Here is a 17644-nt window from a genome sequence, read left to right on the forward strand (position 1 = left end):
GCAGCTTAAAGAAAATGAACCGAGTTGTATAGTAATGAATAAAAAAGAAGGTGTATCGTGCATTACGACACACCTCCTTTTGGGTCTCTAAAGCGATGCTTTATTTTTTCAAATCAAATAAGTAAGTGAGTTTTATGGTAATTGTCCCATGAGCCGCACGTGCAAAATAATCTTTCTTCGTAGTACTATAAAAATCGGATAGAGCAAAGTAGTAGCGTCCTTCTACAATGAAGCTGCCGGCCTTCTTTGTCCTGAGTTCCACACCACCGCCACCGGCAATTCCGTAATCGAATTTGTTTTGAATCTTGACGCCATATAGTGCTTTTTGGGTATTTGACAGTTTGTTCATGTCTACTCCTTCTATTTTCTCGGATTCACCGATTAAGAAACCGATTTGAGGACCTGCATGGATGAAGAATTGTAATCCTCTGTCTCGTCCGAAGGCAAGATGCGCAAGGAAGGGGATATCGATATAAGTCATTTTACGAGTATAAATTTGACTTGGGTCCTTTACAGGTTCTCCGTTTTCTCCTGGTATTTCGAATAACTGATCCCATCCTCGTTGCGAGACATTCAGTTCGACCTGTGCGCCGCAAATCATGGCAAAATACTTCTCGGAAATATAACGTGCCGTCAATCCACCGGTAATCCCCATCAGGCTGTTTTGTTTGATGGTGGGGGTGAAAGAAGCACTATTCAGATTAACGCCGCCATTGATGCCCACAGACAAATTGCTTCGTACTTCCCCGATTTGGGCAATAGCAGGAAGAGTAACACCTGTAAGCAGGAGCGTTGCGATCAAAAATGGTTTTATCCTTATCATTTTCGTATTATTCGAAGTCTAGTTTTACCAATTCAAAATTCTTAGTGAAACGTATGAAGAACACCTTCTTGTTGATAAATCCGCCCCAGTTGTTCACACGCTGGAATCTAAATCCGGTCTGGATGGGAGTCAGATTCATTTTAGCGAGGTTGTTTTCAAGCTCTGAGCCATAACGTGACAATCCTTTCAGGAAGAAGAAGCCGGTGTCAAATCCGAGCATTGCATAGTTGGGCCATTTGCTTATCAAGTCTTTACTATACCATTTGTGATAGTTATTGGTGAATTGTACTGCTGCTGGGAATAACGTATTCGTATAGAACGAAGAATAGAAATATGCATCCAGTTCAAAGAAATTCTCCAGATAATCTTTAGTGTAAGTTTGCCATTCAGGATAACCGAACAAATGAATATTTTGTTCAGGATTCTCTCTTACTAACAATGTTAACTGTGGCAACGCCTTAATTAACAGCATGTTTTTGCCTGATGTCGGAATAAAGATATTCTCTTTTCCATTGCGTAACGTTGTTTTCAATGTTTCTTTTGTCGCATTTTCGCTGACTGTCTGCATTGAAATGCCTTTGTTTTTCAATTCTTGCTTCAAACCGCTAATAAACTCCGCTTTTTCCTTGTCGGCAATTGCCGGTTCGATAAAGATAACGTGGGCATTAGGAAATTGACGGGTGAAGTGCTCATAAACTTCCGAATACAAATAAGATTGTGGAGTATTGATCTGATAAACCGAAGGATTGCTGAATACCTCTTCACCTTTTTGAGAGAAAGGAATGACCAGGCGGATATCATTCTTTTCCGCAAAATCGGATAACGGTTTAATTTGATTCTGATGCATCGGACCGAAAATGACGTCCATATTCTTCATTTCGTTCTTGGCAAGAATCGTATTTAAGGTAGAAACCTCTTTACCGCTGTCATATACATATAAGTCGAGCGAAGTACCCGTACGTTTCAAACTGTCTACTGCCATCAGGAAACCTTCGTAATATTCTACCATACGTTTGTCTTCCTGGAAAGGCAGTATTAATGCTGCTTTAATGGTAGACATCTCTTTAGGAGCCTCTTTGCTCTTACTGAAAAGCTCGCTGTTGCTCGGTGGAATAGCATAAGGGTCTTCTTTTGGGGTAGGCTGCACGGTCGTTGCTGCCGGGTAGGGGATACAAAGGAATTGTCCCTTTTTCATTCCCTTTTTCAATTCGGGATTGGCGGCAATCAGCTCCTGTTCGCTGATTCCGTATTCGCGGCTCACACTGAAAATCGTTTCTTTGCGCTTCACCTTATGCATATCCTTGCATCTGGGAACTACCGGACCTTGGATATTGCTGTTCGGTTCGGCGGGTGTCTGAGTAGTGACAGCCTTTTCCTCTTTTTTCTGCGGAATCAGGATAACCTGTCCGATACGGAAGTTCTCGGCACTCAGACCGGGATTTGCTTCGCAAATATCTTTTGCGGATACATTATACATGGTTGTAAGTTTGTATAAAGTCTCTCCGGCTTGAATCGTATGGAATGTTTCTCCTTTGGGGCTTTCTTTTCCTTTGGGAATCTTAATTGTTTGTCCGGCGTAGATTTTCTCGTTGCAACCGGGGTTCAAACGGACAATATCCGATGTCGTGACATTGTACATCTTGGAAATAGAGTATAAACTTTGCCCTTTTTCGATGGTATGCAAGAAATAGGATTGGTTCTCCTGTGCATCGCTGACGGCGTATGAAACGCTTATAAAAAGCAGAAATAAGAATATTCGGTTTATCGGTTTCATCAAATTATAACTATTGGTTCTTGAAATCAAGGAACAAAGGTACGAATAATGCCCTATATCTTCATAAGATTTGAGTTAAGAAAATAATATTGTGCTTTTTTAGGAGCATATTTCGGGCGGAAACATTAATTTTGCAGCATTTATGAAGGATATGAATATGCAGGAAACAGAATATATTAATGTGTACGGTGCGCGCGTGCACAACTTGAAGGATATTGATGCCGAAATCCCCCGCAATAGTCTGACGGTCATTACCGGACTGAGTGGTAGTGGAAAATCTTCTCTAGCCTTCGATACGATTTTTGCGGAAGGGCAACGTCGTTATATCGAAACTTTTTCAGCCTATGCCCGCAATTTCCTGGGCAACCTTGAACGTCCGGATGTCGATAAAATAACAGGCTTGAGTCCGGTTATCTCCATTGAACAGAAAACAACGAATAAAAATCCCCGTTCTACCGTAGGGACAACGACTGAGATATACGATTATCTGCGTTTGCTCTATGCCCGTGCGGGAGTAGCTTATTCGTACTTGTCCGGCGAGGAGATGGTGAAATATACCGAGGAACAGATTCTGGATTTAATCCTGAAAGATTATAAAGGAAAGAAAATATATCTGCTTGCTCCTATGGTTCGTGGTCGTAAGGGACATTACAGGGAACTGTTTGAGCAGGTACGCAAAAAAGGATACTTGTATGTACGGGTGGATGGTGAAGTGCGTGAAATAACGCATGGTATGAAACTTGACAGATATAAAAATCATGACGTCGAAGTCGTTATTGATAAATTAGTGGTAACGGAAAAGGACGACCGGCGCTTGAAACAGAGTGTGGCAACTACCATGCGACAGGGAGACGGCTTGATGATGATTCTGGATGCCCAATCCGAAAGTATCCGTCATTATAGTAAGCGCCTTATGTGTCCGGTCACCGGACTGTCTTATCGTGAACCGGCTCCGCATAATTTCTCGTTCAACTCTCCGCAAGGAGCGTGTCCGAAATGTAAAGGATTGGGGGTAGTCAATCAGATTGACGTGGATAAGGTAATTCCCGAGCGTGAGCTTTCCATATATGAAGGCGCCATAGCACCTTTGGGAAAATATAAGAATGCGATGATTTTCTGGCAAATCGGTGCTTTGCTTGAGAAGTACGATGTAACGTTGAAAACACCGGTTAAGGAATTGCCCGACGATGCGATTGATGAAGTGTTGTATGGCTCTGACGAACGGATTAAAATCAAGAGTTCGCTGATCGGCACTTCATCCGATTACTTTGTTACCTATGAAGGAGTGGTGAAGTATATTCAGATGTTGCAGGAGAAAGATGCTTCTGCGACAGCACAGAAATGGGCGGAACAATTTGCTAAAACTACTGTTTGTCCCGAATGTAAAGGGGCCCGCTTGAATAAGGAAGCTCTGCATTTCCGAATCCATGACAAGAATATCAATGAACTGGCAAACATGGACATCAACGAGCTGTATGACTGGTTGATGAAGGTAGATGAATTCCTTTCCGACAAACAGAAGAAAATCTCCGTAGAGATTCTGAAAGAGATTCGTACGCGTTTGAAGTTCCTGCTGGATGTCGGTTTGGATTATCTGGCGTTGAACCGTAGTTCTGTCAGCCTTTCCGGCGGGGAGAGCCAGCGTATCCGTTTGGCTACACAGATTGGTTCTCAATTGGTGAATGTGCTTTATATTCTCGACGAGCCGAGTATCGGTTTGCATCAGCGTGATAATTTACGTCTTATCAACTCTTTGAAAGAACTCCGTGACATGGGAAACTCCGTGATTGTGGTGGAACATGATAAGGATATGATGCTGGCTGCCGACTATGTCATCGATATGGGACCGAAAGCCGGTCGCCTGGGTGGAGAGGTCGTTTTTGCAGGAACTCCCCAAGAGATGCTGAAGACGGATACGATGACTTCGCAATACCTGAACGGGAAGATGAAAATTGAAATTCCTGCCAAGCGTAGAGAAGGAAACGGAAAATCTATCTGGTTGAAAGGGGCGAAAGGTAATAACCTGAAGGATGTTACTGTCGAATTCCCGTTAGGAAAACTGATTTGTGTAACGGGAGTGTCGGGAAGCGGAAAGTCTACCTTGATTAATGAAACTCTGCAACCGATTCTGTCGCAGAAGTTCTATCGCTCTTTGCAGGAGCCTTTGGAATACGATTCGATTGAAGGATTGGAAAACATTGATAAGGTAGTGAATGTCGATCAATCACCTTTAGGACGTACGCCACGCTCCAATCCTGCTACCTATACCGGTGTGTTCTCTGATATCCGTAATCTGTTTGTTGGTCTTCCGGAGGCTAAGATTCGCGGTTACAAACCGGGACGCTTCTCCTTTAATGTTTCAGGCGGACGTTGTGAAGCTTGTACGGGAAATGGTTATAAGACAATTGAAATGAATTTCCTTCCTGATGTCTATGTGCCTTGTGAAGTCTGTCACGGCAAACGTTATAACCGGGAAACACTGGAAGTACGTTTCAAAGGAAAATCGATTGCCGATGTACTTGATATGACTATCAACCGTGCCGTAGAATTCTTTGAAAACGTTCCGCAAATCTTGAATAAGATAAAAGTATTGCAGGATGTCGGACTGGGATATATCAAGTTGGGACAATCTTCTACCACACTTTCCGGGGGGGAGAGCCAACGTGTGAAACTGGCAACGGAACTGTCGAAAAGAGATACAGGCAAGACCCTTTACATCCTTGATGAACCGACTACCGGACTTCATTTTGAAGATATCCGCGTACTGATGGGAGTACTGAATAAGCTTGTGGATAAAGGGAATACGGTTGTCGTCATCGAACACAATCTGGATGTGATTAAAATGGCGGATTATATTATTGATATGGGCCCTGAGGGTGGTAAGGGCGGGGGAGAACTCCTTAGTTACGGAACACCGGAAGAGGTTGCGAAGAGCCATAAGGGATATACACCTAAGTTTCTTCGCGAAGAATTGGGGCTCTAATTGGAAGCATAGCGTTCCCCTAATAAAGTCAACTATTCTTAATAAAAGTCATAGAGGATTTTGTCTCCTGCTAATTCTTTATTTGTCAGATATAGAAAGTATAAATATAACGAAAATGAAAATCAATAAAACAAATGCCGCACGGCTGTTAGATAAAGCTAAGATAGCCTATGAACTGATTCCCTATGAGGTAGATGAGAACGACTTGAGTGCTATCCATGTGGCAGCTAACTTAGGTGAGAACATAGAGCAAGTATTCAAAACGCTCGTTTTGCATGGCGATAAAAGCGGATATTTTGTTTGCGTCATTCCGGGCGAACACGAAGTTGACTTGAAATGGGCAGCAAAGGCTTCCGGCAATAAAAAGTGTGACTTGATACCTGTGAAAGAACTTCTACCACTTACCGGATATATCCGGGGTGGTTGTTCTCCTATCGGCATGAAGAAGCATTTTCCTACTTATATCCATGAGACTTGCCTGCAATTTCCGTATATTTATGTAAGCGCAGGTGTGAGGGGACTTCAGATAAAATTAGCTCCGGGAGATTTGATTCGTGAGTCGAGAGCGGAAATTTGTCGTTTATTTGAGGACTAAATCCTGTTATTTATAGAGTAAATATGCCTGCATATTCTTTGAGTGAATTAAAAAAAGTATATATTTGCAGAAAATATCAATTTTATTAATCTAATATTCTTGTTTATATGTTTGAAGGACAACCGAAAGGGCTATACGCTTTAGCCTTGGCTAACACGGGCGAACGTTTTGGCTACTACACGATGCTTGCTATCTTTACACTTTTCTTACAAGCGAAATTTGGTTACACGGCAGCAGAAACTTCTACAATTTTTGGTTCATTCTTGGCAGCAGTTTACTTTATGCCTCTTGTTGGTGGTATTTTGGCTGACAAGTGCGGTTATGGTAAGATGGTGACGACAGGTATCATTGTCATGTTTATTGGTTATCTGCTTTTAGCGATTCCTACTGCAGCAGACCTCACCGGTAAGATGATGATGTTTGGTTCACTGTTTTTGATTGCTTGCGGAACCGGACTATTTAAAGGTAATTTGCAGGTAATGGTGGGTAACCTTTATGATTCTCCGGAATATAGTTCAAAGCGTGACACCGCTTTCAGCTTATTCTATATGGCAATCAATGTAGGTGCGTTATTTGCTCCGACAGCTGCAACTAAGGTTACCAACTATATCTTAGGTGGTGCAGGATTTACTTACAACGCTCAAATACCTTCTTTGGCGCATCAATTCCTTGATGGAACTATTACTCCCGAAGGAAATGTTGCTCTTAGCGGCTTGCAGGCTGCCCAGGGTTTTGCCGGTGATACAGCCGCATTCTGTAGTTCTTATATAGAGAAGCTGTCAGAAGCATATAACTATGGTTTTGCCGTAGCTTGTATTTCTTTGATTATTTCAATGGCAATCTACGTATGCTGCCGTCCTATGTTTAAACATGCGGATTATAATTCTAAACAGGCTAAGGCTGTAAATAATAATAACGAACCGGAACTTACTCCGGCACAGACAAAGGAACGTATCGTTGCTTTATTGCTTGTCTTCTCTGTGGTTATCTTCTTCTGGATGGCATTCCATCAGAATGGTTTGACAATGACATTCTTTGCACGCGATTATACTACTCAATCCGTGACAGGGCTTGACCGTATTGGGTTCGATGTGTGGAATCTGGTTCTTCTTGTTATCGCTGTTTATGGTGCATTCTCCCTTTTCCAGTCAAAAACCGGCCGTGGAAAAGCGATTGGCGGTATTGCTGTATTGGCTTCTTTGGGTGTATTGTTTTGGAATTATTCTTCTATGAATCCGACTGTAGAAATCCTTCCTCAAATATTCCAGCAGTTCAATCCGTTCTTTGTAGTGGCTCTGACTCCGGTATCTTTGGCGGTCTTTGGTTATTTGGCTAGAAAGAAAAAAGAACCGTCCGCACCACGCAAAATCGGTATCGGTATGGTGATTGCTGCGTGTGGTTTCTTGATTCTGGCAGTTGGTTCTATGGGCTTGCCTACTCCGAAAGAAGTGGAAACAGCGGGTATTAATCCGGATGTCCTGGTTTCTCCCAACTGGTTGATTTCTACTTATCTTGTGTTGACCTTTGCTGAGTTGTTGCTTTCTCCGATGGGTATTTCTTTCGTTTCGAAAGTGGCTCCGCCCAAGTATAAAGGTATGATGATGGGGGGCTGGTTTGTAGCTACTGCTATTGGTAACTATTTGGTCGCTATTATTGGTTATCTGTGGGGTGGCATGCAACTGTGGATGGTATGGAGCGTATTGATTGCCTGCTGTCTGTTATCAGCTCTGTTTATCTTCTCTATCATGAAGAAACTTGAAAAGGTGGCATAAATGGAGACGGGTATTTGCCCGGTAATATTATTTAATAAAAAAGGCTTGCAGATTGTGTTCTGCAAGCCTTTTTTATTAAATATCCAGTCCCATGATATAATCATTCATATAATATCCGTTTCCAATCGGAAAATCACCTTCCCGCAACTTTCTCATTCCCATGTGTTCGTAAAACTGTAATGCCTTGTTATTGCGATTTACATTTAGTTCCATCAGGCAAGGTTCCGGATGCACTTCCTTGATATACTTGACCGCTTCCTTAAACAAGAAACTTCCGCAATGCGTACCCTGAAAGCGGGGGAGAACATAGATTTTCTGAAGATGGAATACGTCTTTTTCCTGTTGCTGCACAGAGACGTATCCGCATGGCCCACTGTCCTTGTAAGCGATAAAATAGACATGCCCTTCTTCCATTTGCTTGAGAATATTCTGAGGCGCATACATCCAATCCATCATATAATCCAGTTGTTCGGGAGATAAGATTTCCTTGTAAGTGGCGGGAAAAACTTCCTTTGCCATCCTATTGATAAGTTCGCAATCGGCAAACGTCGCTTTTCGAATACTAAACATACATATTTTCTTTTTGTGGTTTAACGGGCACAAATATAACCATTATTTCTTTTTATAATAAGGTGTAATCTCTCTAATCATTTAATTATTATTAATTTATAGTACTTTGTAATGCAAGGTACTGGAGTAATACATATATTTGTGCCATACAAAAGAAGAAAATAATGAAAGTAGACAATGTAAAATCCCAGATGAGAAAAGGCATGCTTGAATATTGTATCATGCTTTTGCTGCATAAGGAGCCTGCTTATGCTTCAGATATTATTCAGAAGCTGAAAGAGGCTCAACTGATTGTGGTAGAGGGTACTTTGTATCCCTTGCTGACACGTCTGAAGAATGATGACCTGCTAAGTTATGAATGGGTGGAATCTACACAAGGACCACCACGCAAATATTATAAACTCACAGAAAGTGGAGAAACCTTTTTGGGAGAACTTGAAATATCCTGGAAAGAATTGAACGAAACAGTGAACCATATTGCCAATAGATAATCCGAAAAAGAAAAAGTTAAAATGAAAAAGACATTGACCATCAATTTAGGAGGAACTGTCTATCATATAGATGATGATGCCTACCGTCTGCTAGACAATTACCTGGCTAACCTGAAGCATTACTTTCGTAAACAGGAAGGTGCGGAAGAGATCGTAAACGATATTGAAATGCGTATTGCCGAACTGTTTGCCGAGAAAATAGCCGAGGGAAAACAAGTCATAACCGTTTCGGATGTAGAAGAAATTATAGCTCGTGTAGGGAAACCTGAAGACTTTGGAATTGCCGATGATGATACGGATTCTCAGAAAAAAACGGAACAGTCTGCTTCTTCCGCCAGTCAGTCATATACGCGTACCGCTGCTCCGCGTCGTTTGTTCCGTGATCCGGACAATAAATTGCTGGGTGGTGTGGCATCAGGACTGGCAGCCTATTTCGGTTGGGATATTACTTTGGTGCGTATCCTAATGATAATCTTCGTGTTTGTTCCTTATTGTCCGATGATTATACTTTATATTATTGGGTGGATTGTTATTCCTGAAGCCCATACTGCGGCAGAAAAGCTGAGTATGCGTGGCGAAGCGGTCACAATCGAGAATATTGGTAAAACGGTGACAGACGGTTTCGAACGCGTAGCGGACGGAGTCAATAATTATATGAATTCAGGAAAACCCCGTACGTTTCTTCAGAAGGTAGGGGATGTGTTTGTTTCCATCGCAGCCGTTCTTTTTAAAATATTTCTAGTAGCCTTGGTGATTATCTGTTGTCCTATGCTGTTTGTCCTTGCTGTTGTGCTGGTGGCTTTGGTATTTGCCGCTATTGCGGTAGCGGTCAGTGGTGGCGCTTTGCTTTATGAGATGCTGCCTGCCATCAGTTGGGCGCCGATAGCTTCCATATCGCCTATGATGACATTGCTGGGTACAATTGCCGGAGTCGCCTTGATTGGTATTCCATTGGGTGCTTTCCTTTATACTATTCTTCGTCAGTTGTTCCATTGGTCACCGATGGGGACAGGCTTGAAATGGTCGTTGCTGATTCTATGGATATTGGGTGCTGCCATTATGATTATTAGTCTTTCAGCCCTTGGCTGGCGACTGCCTTTATATGGCTTACACTGCTCTTAACTAATACTCATTCTATTAAAAAAAGGATAATATTTATTCTTTTATAACTAAATGTACCCCGATAGTGTGTCCGGGGTACATTTTTTGTTCTTTTTTATCGTAGGTCGAGAATTTTTATTAAATTTGTAAAGACGTATTCAAGAAATAAAAATGGGTGAGCGTATATGTTTTAGGAGAAACGAACGTCTGGTCACCGTTAATCCATATTGGCGGGGAAATCCAATGGTTCGCGGACGTTTTTTTAATAGACAACACCGCTTCCGTCCGGGGATGGGAAGTGTGTTGAAATGGCGTTTCTCGCCCAATCCGCAACGCAAAGAAAAGAAGACGGTGAAGTGGAATCCGAGAGTTTGCTATCTTCGCTCCTTGGACGCTGTGGTAGGGAATTCCCTGATATGGCTGGGACATAATTCCTTCTTTCTCCAATTGGCAGGTAAAAGAATCATGTTCGATCCGGTATTCGGAAGTATCCCTTTTGTAAAGCGTCAGAGTGAATTTCCCGCTAATCCTGATATCTTTACAGGGATTGACTATCTGCTCGTCAGCCACGACCATTTCGACCATTTGGATAAACAAAGTATTGCCCGCCTCTTGAAGAACAATCCGCAAATGAAACTCTTCTGTGGACTGGGAACAGGGGAATTAATTCAGAACTGGTTTCCAGAGATGAAGGTAATTGAAGCCGGCTGGTATCAGCAGATGGAAGACGAAGGACTCAAAATAACCTTCCTTCCGGCACAGCATTGGAGCAAACGCTCCGTGCGTGACGGCGGACAACGATTGTGGGGTGCCTTTATGCTGCAAGGCGGTGGCATCTCACTCTATTATAGCGGTGATACGGGATATTCGAGTCACTTCCGCGAAATTCCGGACTTGTTCGGTGCGCCGGATTATGCTTTGCTGGGAATCGGCGCATACAAACCCCGTTGGTTTATGCGCCCTAACCATATCTCGCCTTACGAATCGCTGACTGCTGCCGAAGAAATGTGTGTCGGGCTTACTATCCCGATGCATTATGGTACATTTGACCTGTCTGACGAACCTTTGCACGATCCCCCGAAAGTTTTTGCGGCGGAAGCGAAGAAAAGAAAGATTCCGGTAGAAATCCCTTGTTTGGGAGAAATTGTAAAACTGAATAAAAAGAAATAACTATAAACGAATGAATAAAGAGATGAAGAAATTGGAAATTAAAGACTTGAAAGAGAACTTTTTTGAGGCAATCGGAAAAGAATGGATGCTGGTCACGGCCGGTACAAAAGAGAAGTTTAATACAATGACAGCAAGCTGGGGTGGCATCGGTTGGTTGTGGAATAAGCCCGTGGCGTTTGTTTTTGTTCGCCCCGAACGTTATACATATGAATTTATAGAGAAGAGCGACTATCTGACGTTATCTTTCTTAGGAGAAGAAAACAAGAAAATTCATGCAGTATGTGGCTCCAAGTCGGGACGGAATATAGATAAAGTCAAAGAGACCGGATTGAAACCTATATTTACGGAAGAGGGAAATGTATTGTTCGAGCAAGCCCGTCTGAGCCTGGAATGTAAGAAACTCTATGCCGACAGTATCAAACCGGAATGTTTTCTGGATAAGGAATCATTGGAAAAATGGTATGATAGTGCGCATGGCTGTTTTCATAAGATGTATATTGTAGAAATTGAAAATATATATTCGGAATAGATTTAGCGGTTTTTTTTATGAATGCAATGGGGAAGCCCCTGAACTCAAGAGATTGAGAACAGGGGCTTCTTTGGGTTTGCAGTGTTTGGGTTTGCTATGTTTTATTCACTATGTAACTAGTTTTTTGAAACTCTATTTGGATGGAGTTTTCTTTACCCATTTGTCCAGCCATTCGAAGAATGTGCGTTGCCATAACACTCCATTTTGCGGCTTCAATACCCAATGGTTTTCATCCGGATAAATCAGCAGCTCTGCAGGAACACCACGCATCACGGCAGCATCGAAGGCAGCCATTGCCTGATTAGCCAAAATACGATAGTCTTTTTCTCCATGGATACAGAGAATCGGAGTATCCCATTTTTCTACGAAGAGGTGAGGGGAGTTGGCGAAAGTACGTTGTGCCACCGGGTTTTGTTTTTCCCAGTATGCACCTCCCATATCCCAGTTGGCAAACCATTTCTCTTCAGTTTCCAGATATTGCATTTCCATATTGAAGATACCGTCGTGGGCAATAAACGCTTTGAATCGTTTGTCATGATGTCCCGCCAACCAGTATACGGAGAATCCTCCGAAGCTGGCACCTACACATCCCAAACGGTCTTTATCTACATACGGCTCTTTCGCTATCTCGTCGATAGCAGTGAAGTAATCTTTCATACACTGGCCACCGTAGTCACCGCTGATCTGTTCGTTCCATTCCACACCGAATCCCGGCAAGCCGCGACGATTGGGAGCAACAATGATATAATCATTGGCTGCCATAATCTGGAAGTTCCAGCGATAAGACCAGAACTGGCTTACCGGACTTTGCGGACCTCCCTCGCAGAACAACAAAGTAGGATATTTCTTGTTCGGATCGAACTGCGGAGGATAGATCACCCATGTCAACATCTGTTTGCCGTCTGTTGTTTTCATCCAGCGACCTTCCACTTTACCCATTTCCAACTGGTCGTAGATTTGCTTATTCTCCTGCGTCAGTTGGGTAGTAGAGCCATCCAGTGCCACAGTGTAGAGCTCATCACCCATGCTCATTGAATGACGTTTGGCAATCAACTTATCACCCAAAAGAGCCACACCTTCATAATCGTACATGCCTGAAGTGATTGCCTTTACCGAATCAGTCGCCAAATCCAGCGCATAAATCTGCGATTCTCCGTGCCATACTCCTGTGAAATAGATAGTCTTGGCATCTGTGCCCCATACAAAAGCATCCACATTCGACTCGAACGCCTTGCTGACAAACCGTTTCTCACCGGTTTCCAGGTTCATGATAAACAGACGGTTCAGGTCGGCTTCGTAGCCGTCACGTTCCATACTCTGCCAGGCGATATACTTGCCGTCCGGAGAGTATTGCGGATTGGTATCATATCCTTTGTTTTCTTCCGTGATATTTTCCGTTTTTTGGGTGTTCAGGTCATAAACGTAAATATCGGAGTTGGTGGAAATCGCATATTCCAATCCTGTCTTTTTACGGCAAGTGTAAGCCACTTTGTCCGAAGTCGTATTCCAGGCAAGTTGCTCAATGCCACCCCAAGGCTTCATCGGACTTTCATACGGTTCGCCGTTCAGAATATCCACGATATTGGAAATGCCGTTACCATCAAAGTCGGCAACAAAAGGATGTGGAGCTGTCGTCACCCATTCATCCCAATGTTTGTACATCAGGTCGGTCACGATGATACCTGTGGATTTCGGCAGGTCCGGATATTTATCGGCAGTGCTTTCTTTCGTCTTTACTTGTGAAATAAACAGCAACTTTTTGCCATCCGGTGAAATGGAATAACCTTCGATGTCTCCCTCGTAGTTGGTCAACTGCTTGCGGCCGCTGCCGTCCGGATTCATCTCGTAGAGCTGGCTGCTTCCGTTGTCATTGCTTAGAAAAGCGAGCTTGCTGCCTCCTTTAATCCATGTCACTTCATTTTCCTGATACGGGGTATGAGTGATTTGCTGGTTGTCGCTTCCATCCGCGTTCATCACGAAGACTTCGCGGTTACTCTTGTTTTCCGGTACGCTGTAGTATGCCACCGTATACGCAATTTTCTTTCCGTCGGGCGATACGGCGAATCCGCCGATACGTCCCATTGCCCAAAGTGCTTCGGGAGTCATGCGCTTCCCTTCGATCTTAATATCCGATTTCTCGATAAGCACCTGATCTGTCTTGCCTGCGTCTTTGGTTCCTCCGCAGGCAGCTAACAACATTGCTGCTGACATCATAAATAAATTAGCTTGTCTCATATTTTAAAATGATTGTTTAGTAATTTTTTTATTAGAATAGCCGGACAAATATACGATAATAAAACGATTTTACTTATCTTTGTTCATTATAAAATATTCAGTATTGAATCATGAATGTATATAAACCGGAAATAGCGGAACTTTTATTGCTGGTCGAAAAGAAATATGGAAAAGCTTTGCGGACAACTACCGATTTTGAGGAGTTTTCTTTTTATTTGCAGAGTCACTCATGGGGGAGAATTTCAACTTCTACACTGAAACGTTTGTGGGGATATGTAAATGATATGCATACACCACGTATGCAGACACTTGATTTATTGTCCCGCTTCATCGGTTTTGATTTATTCAGTACTTTCTGTAGTTACTTGAAGAGTAGCAGTGCGTACAATTCTTCATTTTTCTCTGCCTGTCAGGTGACGGCAAGTGAACTTGTTCCCGGAGCGGAAGTCGAAATCGGATGGTCGCCCAATCGTTATCTGCGTTTGCTTTATAAAGGAAAGGCTTTGTTCGAAGTGTGTGAGGCACGTCAGTCTAAGTTGCAAAAAGGAGACTGTTTCGAGACATCCGCTTTCTTGAAAGGGCAACCTTTGTTTTTGCCATACGTTTTACGTGATGGAGTTCGTACCTCGCCATTTATTGCGGGGCGGAACGGTGGTCTTACTTTGTTGAACTGTATAGGTCATGAGTGACGATACTTTTACTTCCGGCTTTATAGGGCAAACAATGTCTCCTGTCGACGTGGCTTTTACGGATATTCAGGAAATATATACTTCCCGTTCAGGATGGAATCGTTTGTTTCGTTGCCATCGGCATGGTAAGTTGCATGTGCTGAAAACTTTGCAGCCGATGTATAAAGGAACGGCTTTTTACGAACAGGCTCTTAAAAAAGAATTCAATATCGGCTATCAATTAGAACATCCTCATATTTGTCGTACATTGGGATGGGAGAATGTACCGTCTGTAGGGTGCTGCATCCTGTTGGAATATGTGGACGGAGTCACTTTGAAAGAGTTTATGCAGCAAGGAAAACTGACTCGTCCTATGGCGGTCAAGATCATCAACGAACTGTGTAGTGCCTTACAATACATCCATAGCAAGCAGATTGTCCACCGTGATTTGAAGCCGGACAATATTCTGATTACACACAATGGTAACAATGTGAAACTGATTGATTTCAGCCTTTCCGATTGTGATGATTACGATGTGCTGAAGCTTCCTGCCGGCACACGTTATTATCTTGCCCCCGAGATGTTGCAACCGGATGTGTCATTGGATTTGCGGGCTGATATTTATTCGCTTGGGGTAATTATTGGTGAGATGGCTACAGCATTAAAAGACAAACAGTTGGCAGCGGTTTCGCGCAAGTGTACCCGTAGAAAGCGGGAAAAGCGTTATGTGTCTGTTGTGGAGGTGGCAAACGCCGTAACTGTGCCTCGCAGGAAAAGGCTTTATATGGGGATGGTTGCTGCAGTGTTGGCAGGAGTAGTCTGTGTGGGTGCTTATGCTGTTGCAGGTGACTTGTTGCCGATCTCTGTCTCTTCTTCTCCCTCTTTTTATCCTGTCTACGGAAATCAGGTCTGTAGCGAAAGTTGTCTTCGCCTGCTTGCATCTGAACGGATGCGAATGATACATGCTGCCGATTCGTTGGCGGACGAACGTTATTGGAAGGCAGATAGCCTGCAACTGATGCAGCAACTGAAAGCTGCGCTGGATGCTGAATATCCATTGCCCGAGTTGCGGGAGTCTGCAGCTTATAAGTGCCGGTGGGAAGGACTTCAACAAGAAGCGGAACGCCAGTTAAAGCAAATTAAGTCGCTGGTGCGACAACGTTAAGATCTCCATACCAAAGAACGTATTATATGCAAGAACAACTGTGCCACCGTGTTGGCACGACTGTGTCACATTGGTGTCACTGTTGTGCCAATAGGGTGGCACAACAGTGACACCAAGATGTTACAATCATATACCTGTAGCTTCGATTATTTTAATGTGTTGAAACTGTTTCCATGTGGGGTGGTTTCTGTATATCGGCAAGCTCTCCACAGGGACATGCAGCATACAGTCGGCAAAGATATTTTCCGTTCCGCTGAACGTGTTCGATTGGCAGACGGGAGGAATGACTGCTTTTACGTATAGATGTTGGAGCGGGCATCCGTCGAAACAATAATCCGAGAGAGATTCACAGTCACTACCCAGTGTGACAGTAGTGAGATTCTGGCATTGCTGGAATATCCCGAGCGGCACATTCCGCAATCCGTCCGGTAGTACGATCGATTCTATTTCGGAAGCATAGAAAGCCAGCTTTCCGATACTGGTGACTGAACCGGGCAATATGATAGACCGTATTTTGCATTTTTGTAATGCGTATTCTCCGATACTCTTCAGAGTGGGAGAGAGATGAAGTTCATCTTTCTCCATTCCTTCGGGAAACCATACAAGTGTTTCACCGTTTTTGCTGTACACCACCCCGTCTGTGCTGCTATATTCAGGATTTCCTGTAATCACGGACAGATGTTCGAGATGGCGGCATCCGCTGGAAGGAGTCAGGTCCTTTGTACTTCCCGGAATGGATAGTGCTGTCAGTGACGTGCAGTTGCGGAAGGCATTCTGTTCAATCACCAACGTATTTTCCGGAAGTTTGATTTCCGTCAGTATATCCAGTTCGCCGAACATTCCGTTGCCGATTGTATGCTCTGTTGTATACCGCGACTCATCGTAAGACAATCCGCCTGCGACGATGAGTGCGTCCGTCAAATCCAACTTCTGCAACTGTCCCTGTGTCTGGTTGCCACGTATGTCCTTCCCGCACATTTCCCGGATGAACCGGATATCCGTTCCGTTCAGCGGACCTGTGATACTCAGTTGTGTATAGTCGTTTTTGCCGTCCTCGCCGATAATTTCGGGCAGCATGCCTGCATTGATGAGGCTTACTGCATCACTGGTGTAAAAACGGTACGGTTCACTGTAAGTTCTTCCGTTTCTGTTTTCAGCAAAAGCCTTCACTGTATATTCGGTGTATTTTTTTAAGTGGCTGATATGAAGCCGCCATTGATTGTCGGTTGTAAGGGATGCATTTGCTTCCAGCTCTTGTCCATCGGCTGAAATATAACGGAAGCCGCAGGATGTCACAGGGTCTCCGCCATCGTCTGTGACAGCACATAACAGGATAATACTGATAGGGCCTTGTCCCAGAAAAGTGATGGGGGCTATTCGGGGCCGTTCGTTGGGAAAGGTGGTGAAATGATAGGTGGGACTTTGCCGCATATACATTTCGTTTCCTGCTTCCAGACAGTAATAGTAGGTGGTTCCCGGTGTCAGGTTTTGTAGTTCGGTAGTGACAGGTCCGTTTGGTTGGGAATATTCTTCACCTTTCTCCATATCCGGTGAAGTACCATAGCGGAAACGGTAACGGTTGGTATGGCTATGGAGCGGGACATTCACAGTACCGGTGAGACGGGCGCTTGTGCGGGTGATGTCCTGTGCTTCGTGCAGGATGATTTCCGGTGCCGGATTATTAGGGCGGTTCTCGTCACTGCATCCTGTCAGGAGCAGGCAACAAGCGAAGAGCGTCAGGAAACAAATGATTCTTGTATGCATAGTT

General features: G+C 43.6%; 14 protein-coding genes. 9 read left to right on the forward strand and 5 right to left on the reverse strand.

Annotated features, from left to right (window positions below; genetic code table 11):
* Positions 1-100: 100 nt before the first annotated feature.
* Positions 101-823, reverse strand: coding sequence for a porin family protein (locus NSB03_RS13390; protein WP_024987638.1), 723 nt, complete (start codon positions 821-823; stop codon positions 101-103).
* Between the two features lie 7 nt (positions 824-830).
* A complete protein-coding gene (locus tag NSB03_RS13395) occupies positions 831-2597 on the reverse strand; it encodes a muramidase family protein (RefSeq protein ID WP_257466434.1) in 1767 nt (588 codons plus the stop codon).
* 157 nt (positions 2598-2754) lie between these two features.
* Here NSB03_RS13395 and uvrA point away from each other — a divergent pair, with 157 nt between their 5' ends.
* From uvrA to NSB03_RS13410, 3 genes are all read left to right on the forward strand, one after another.
* Positions 2755-5580, forward strand: coding sequence for an excinuclease ABC subunit UvrA (gene uvrA, locus NSB03_RS13400; protein ID WP_172503803.1), 2826 nt, complete (start codon positions 2755-2757; stop codon positions 5578-5580).
* A gap of 115 nt (positions 5581-5695) precedes the next feature.
* The gene (gene ybaK / locus NSB03_RS13405; RefSeq protein WP_024987639.1) at positions 5696-6175 is read left to right on the forward strand and encodes a Cys-tRNA(Pro) deacylase; all 480 of its coding nucleotides are present in this window, start codon (positions 5696-5698) and stop codon (positions 6173-6175) included.
* Positions 6176-6282: 107 nt separating this feature from the next.
* Positions 6283-7947 carry a peptide MFS transporter gene (locus NSB03_RS13410; RefSeq protein ID WP_024987640.1) on the forward strand — a complete coding sequence of 555 codons (1665 nt, stop codon included), beginning with the start codon at positions 6283-6285 and terminating at the stop codon, positions 7945-7947.
* Positions 7948-8022: 75 nt separating this feature from the next.
* Here NSB03_RS13410 and NSB03_RS13415 read toward each other — a convergent pair whose 3' ends face one another.
* Positions 8023-8517 carry a GNAT family N-acetyltransferase gene (locus NSB03_RS13415; protein WP_135038686.1) on the reverse strand — a complete coding sequence of 165 codons (495 nt, stop codon included), beginning with the start codon at positions 8515-8517 and terminating at the stop codon, positions 8023-8025.
* Positions 8518-8681: 164 nt separating this feature from the next.
* On the opposite strand from NSB03_RS13415, the gene NSB03_RS13420 reads away from it, so the two are divergent.
* The 4 genes from NSB03_RS13420 (at position 8682) to NSB03_RS13435 (ending at position 11808) form a co-directional block, all read left to right on the forward strand.
* Positions 8682-9008, forward strand: coding sequence for a PadR family transcriptional regulator (locus NSB03_RS13420; protein WP_024987641.1), 327 nt, complete (start codon positions 8682-8684; stop codon positions 9006-9008).
* 21 nt (positions 9009-9029) lie between these two features.
* Complete coding sequence (locus NSB03_RS13425) at positions 9030-10130, forward strand: PspC domain-containing protein (protein WP_135038684.1); 1101 nt, start codon at positions 9030-9032, stop codon at positions 10128-10130.
* A gap of 150 nt (positions 10131-10280) precedes the next feature.
* Positions 10281-11279 carry an MBL fold metallo-hydrolase gene (locus tag NSB03_RS13430; protein ID WP_024987642.1) on the forward strand — a complete coding sequence of 333 codons (999 nt, stop codon included), beginning with the start codon at positions 10281-10283 and terminating at the stop codon, positions 11277-11279.
* Between the two features lie 22 nt (positions 11280-11301).
* A complete protein-coding gene (locus NSB03_RS13435) occupies positions 11302-11808 on the forward strand; it encodes a flavin reductase family protein (RefSeq protein WP_024987643.1) in 507 nt (168 codons plus the stop codon).
* A gap of 132 nt (positions 11809-11940) precedes the next feature.
* Here NSB03_RS13435 and dpp5 read toward each other — a convergent pair whose 3' ends face one another.
* Positions 11941-14043: a dipeptidyl-peptidase Dpp5 gene (gene dpp5, locus NSB03_RS13440; protein ID WP_172503802.1), complete on the reverse strand. Its 2103-nt coding sequence runs from the start codon at positions 14041-14043 to the stop codon at positions 11941-11943.
* 110 nt (positions 14044-14153) lie between these two features.
* Here dpp5 and NSB03_RS13445 point away from each other — a divergent pair, with 110 nt between their 5' ends.
* Both NSB03_RS13445 and NSB03_RS13450 read left to right on the forward strand, forming a co-directional pair.
* Positions 14154-14732: a hypothetical protein gene (locus NSB03_RS13445; RefSeq protein WP_024987644.1), complete on the forward strand. Its 579-nt coding sequence runs from the start codon at positions 14154-14156 to the stop codon at positions 14730-14732.
* Positions 14725-15876, forward strand: coding sequence for a serine/threonine protein kinase (locus tag NSB03_RS13450; RefSeq protein ID WP_024987645.1), 1152 nt, complete (start codon positions 14725-14727; stop codon positions 15874-15876). The genes NSB03_RS13445 and NSB03_RS13450 overlap by 8 nt, the downstream gene beginning before the upstream one ends.
* Positions 15877-16002: 126 nt before the next feature.
* Here the strand turns inward: NSB03_RS13450 and NSB03_RS13455 are convergent, their stop codons facing one another.
* Entirely contained in the window at positions 16003-17640 is a 1638-nt protein-coding gene (locus tag NSB03_RS13455; protein ID WP_172503801.1) for a leucine-rich repeat protein, read from the reverse strand.
* Between the last annotated feature and the right edge of the window lie 4 nt (positions 17641-17644).

The sequence above is a fragment of the Bacteroides acidifaciens genome, from assembly GCF_024623065.1.
GTDB classification, from domain to species: domain Bacteria; phylum Bacteroidota; class Bacteroidia; order Bacteroidales; family Bacteroidaceae; genus Bacteroides; species Bacteroides acidifaciens.

What these genes read in the sequence shown, in the direction of transcription:
- NSB03_RS13430 (WP_024987642.1), top strand. Translation starts at nt 10,281, where the DNA reads ATGGGTGAGCGTATATGTTTTAGGAGAAACGAACGTCTGGTCACCGTT.
- ybaK (WP_024987639.1), top strand. Translation starts at nt 5,696, where the DNA reads ATGAAAATCAATAAAACAAATGCCGCACGGCTGTTAGATAAAGCTAAG.
- NSB03_RS13415 (WP_135038686.1), bottom strand. Translation starts at nt 8,517, where the DNA reads ATGTTTAGTATTCGAAAAGCGACGTTTGCCGATTGCGAACTTATCAAT.
- NSB03_RS13435 (WP_024987643.1), top strand. Translation starts at nt 11,302, where the DNA reads ATGAAGAAATTGGAAATTAAAGACTTGAAAGAGAACTTTTTTGAGGCA.
- NSB03_RS13450 (WP_024987645.1), top strand. Translation starts at nt 14,725, where the DNA reads ATGAGTGACGATACTTTTACTTCCGGCTTTATAGGGCAAACAATGTCT.
- NSB03_RS13420 (WP_024987641.1), top strand. Translation starts at nt 8,682, where the DNA reads ATGAAAGTAGACAATGTAAAATCCCAGATGAGAAAAGGCATGCTTGAA.
- NSB03_RS13410 (WP_024987640.1), top strand. Translation starts at nt 6,283, where the DNA reads ATGTTTGAAGGACAACCGAAAGGGCTATACGCTTTAGCCTTGGCTAAC.
- dpp5 (WP_172503802.1), bottom strand. Translation starts at nt 14,043, where the DNA reads ATGAGACAAGCTAATTTATTTATGATGTCAGCAGCAATGTTGTTAGCT.
- NSB03_RS13455 (WP_172503801.1), bottom strand. Translation starts at nt 17,640, where the DNA reads ATGCATACAAGAATCATTTGTTTCCTGACGCTCTTCGCTTGTTGCCTG.
- NSB03_RS13395 (WP_257466434.1), bottom strand. Translation starts at nt 2,597, where the DNA reads ATGAAACCGATAAACCGAATATTCTTATTTCTGCTTTTTATAAGCGTT.
- NSB03_RS13390 (WP_024987638.1), bottom strand. Translation starts at nt 823, where the DNA reads ATGATAAGGATAAAACCATTTTTGATCGCAACGCTCCTGCTTACAGGT.
- uvrA (WP_172503803.1), top strand. Translation starts at nt 2,755, where the DNA reads ATGCAGGAAACAGAATATATTAATGTGTACGGTGCGCGCGTGCACAAC.
- NSB03_RS13445 (WP_024987644.1), top strand. Translation starts at nt 14,154, where the DNA reads ATGAATGTATATAAACCGGAAATAGCGGAACTTTTATTGCTGGTCGAA.
- NSB03_RS13425 (WP_135038684.1), top strand. Translation starts at nt 9,030, where the DNA reads ATGAAAAAGACATTGACCATCAATTTAGGAGGAACTGTCTATCATATA.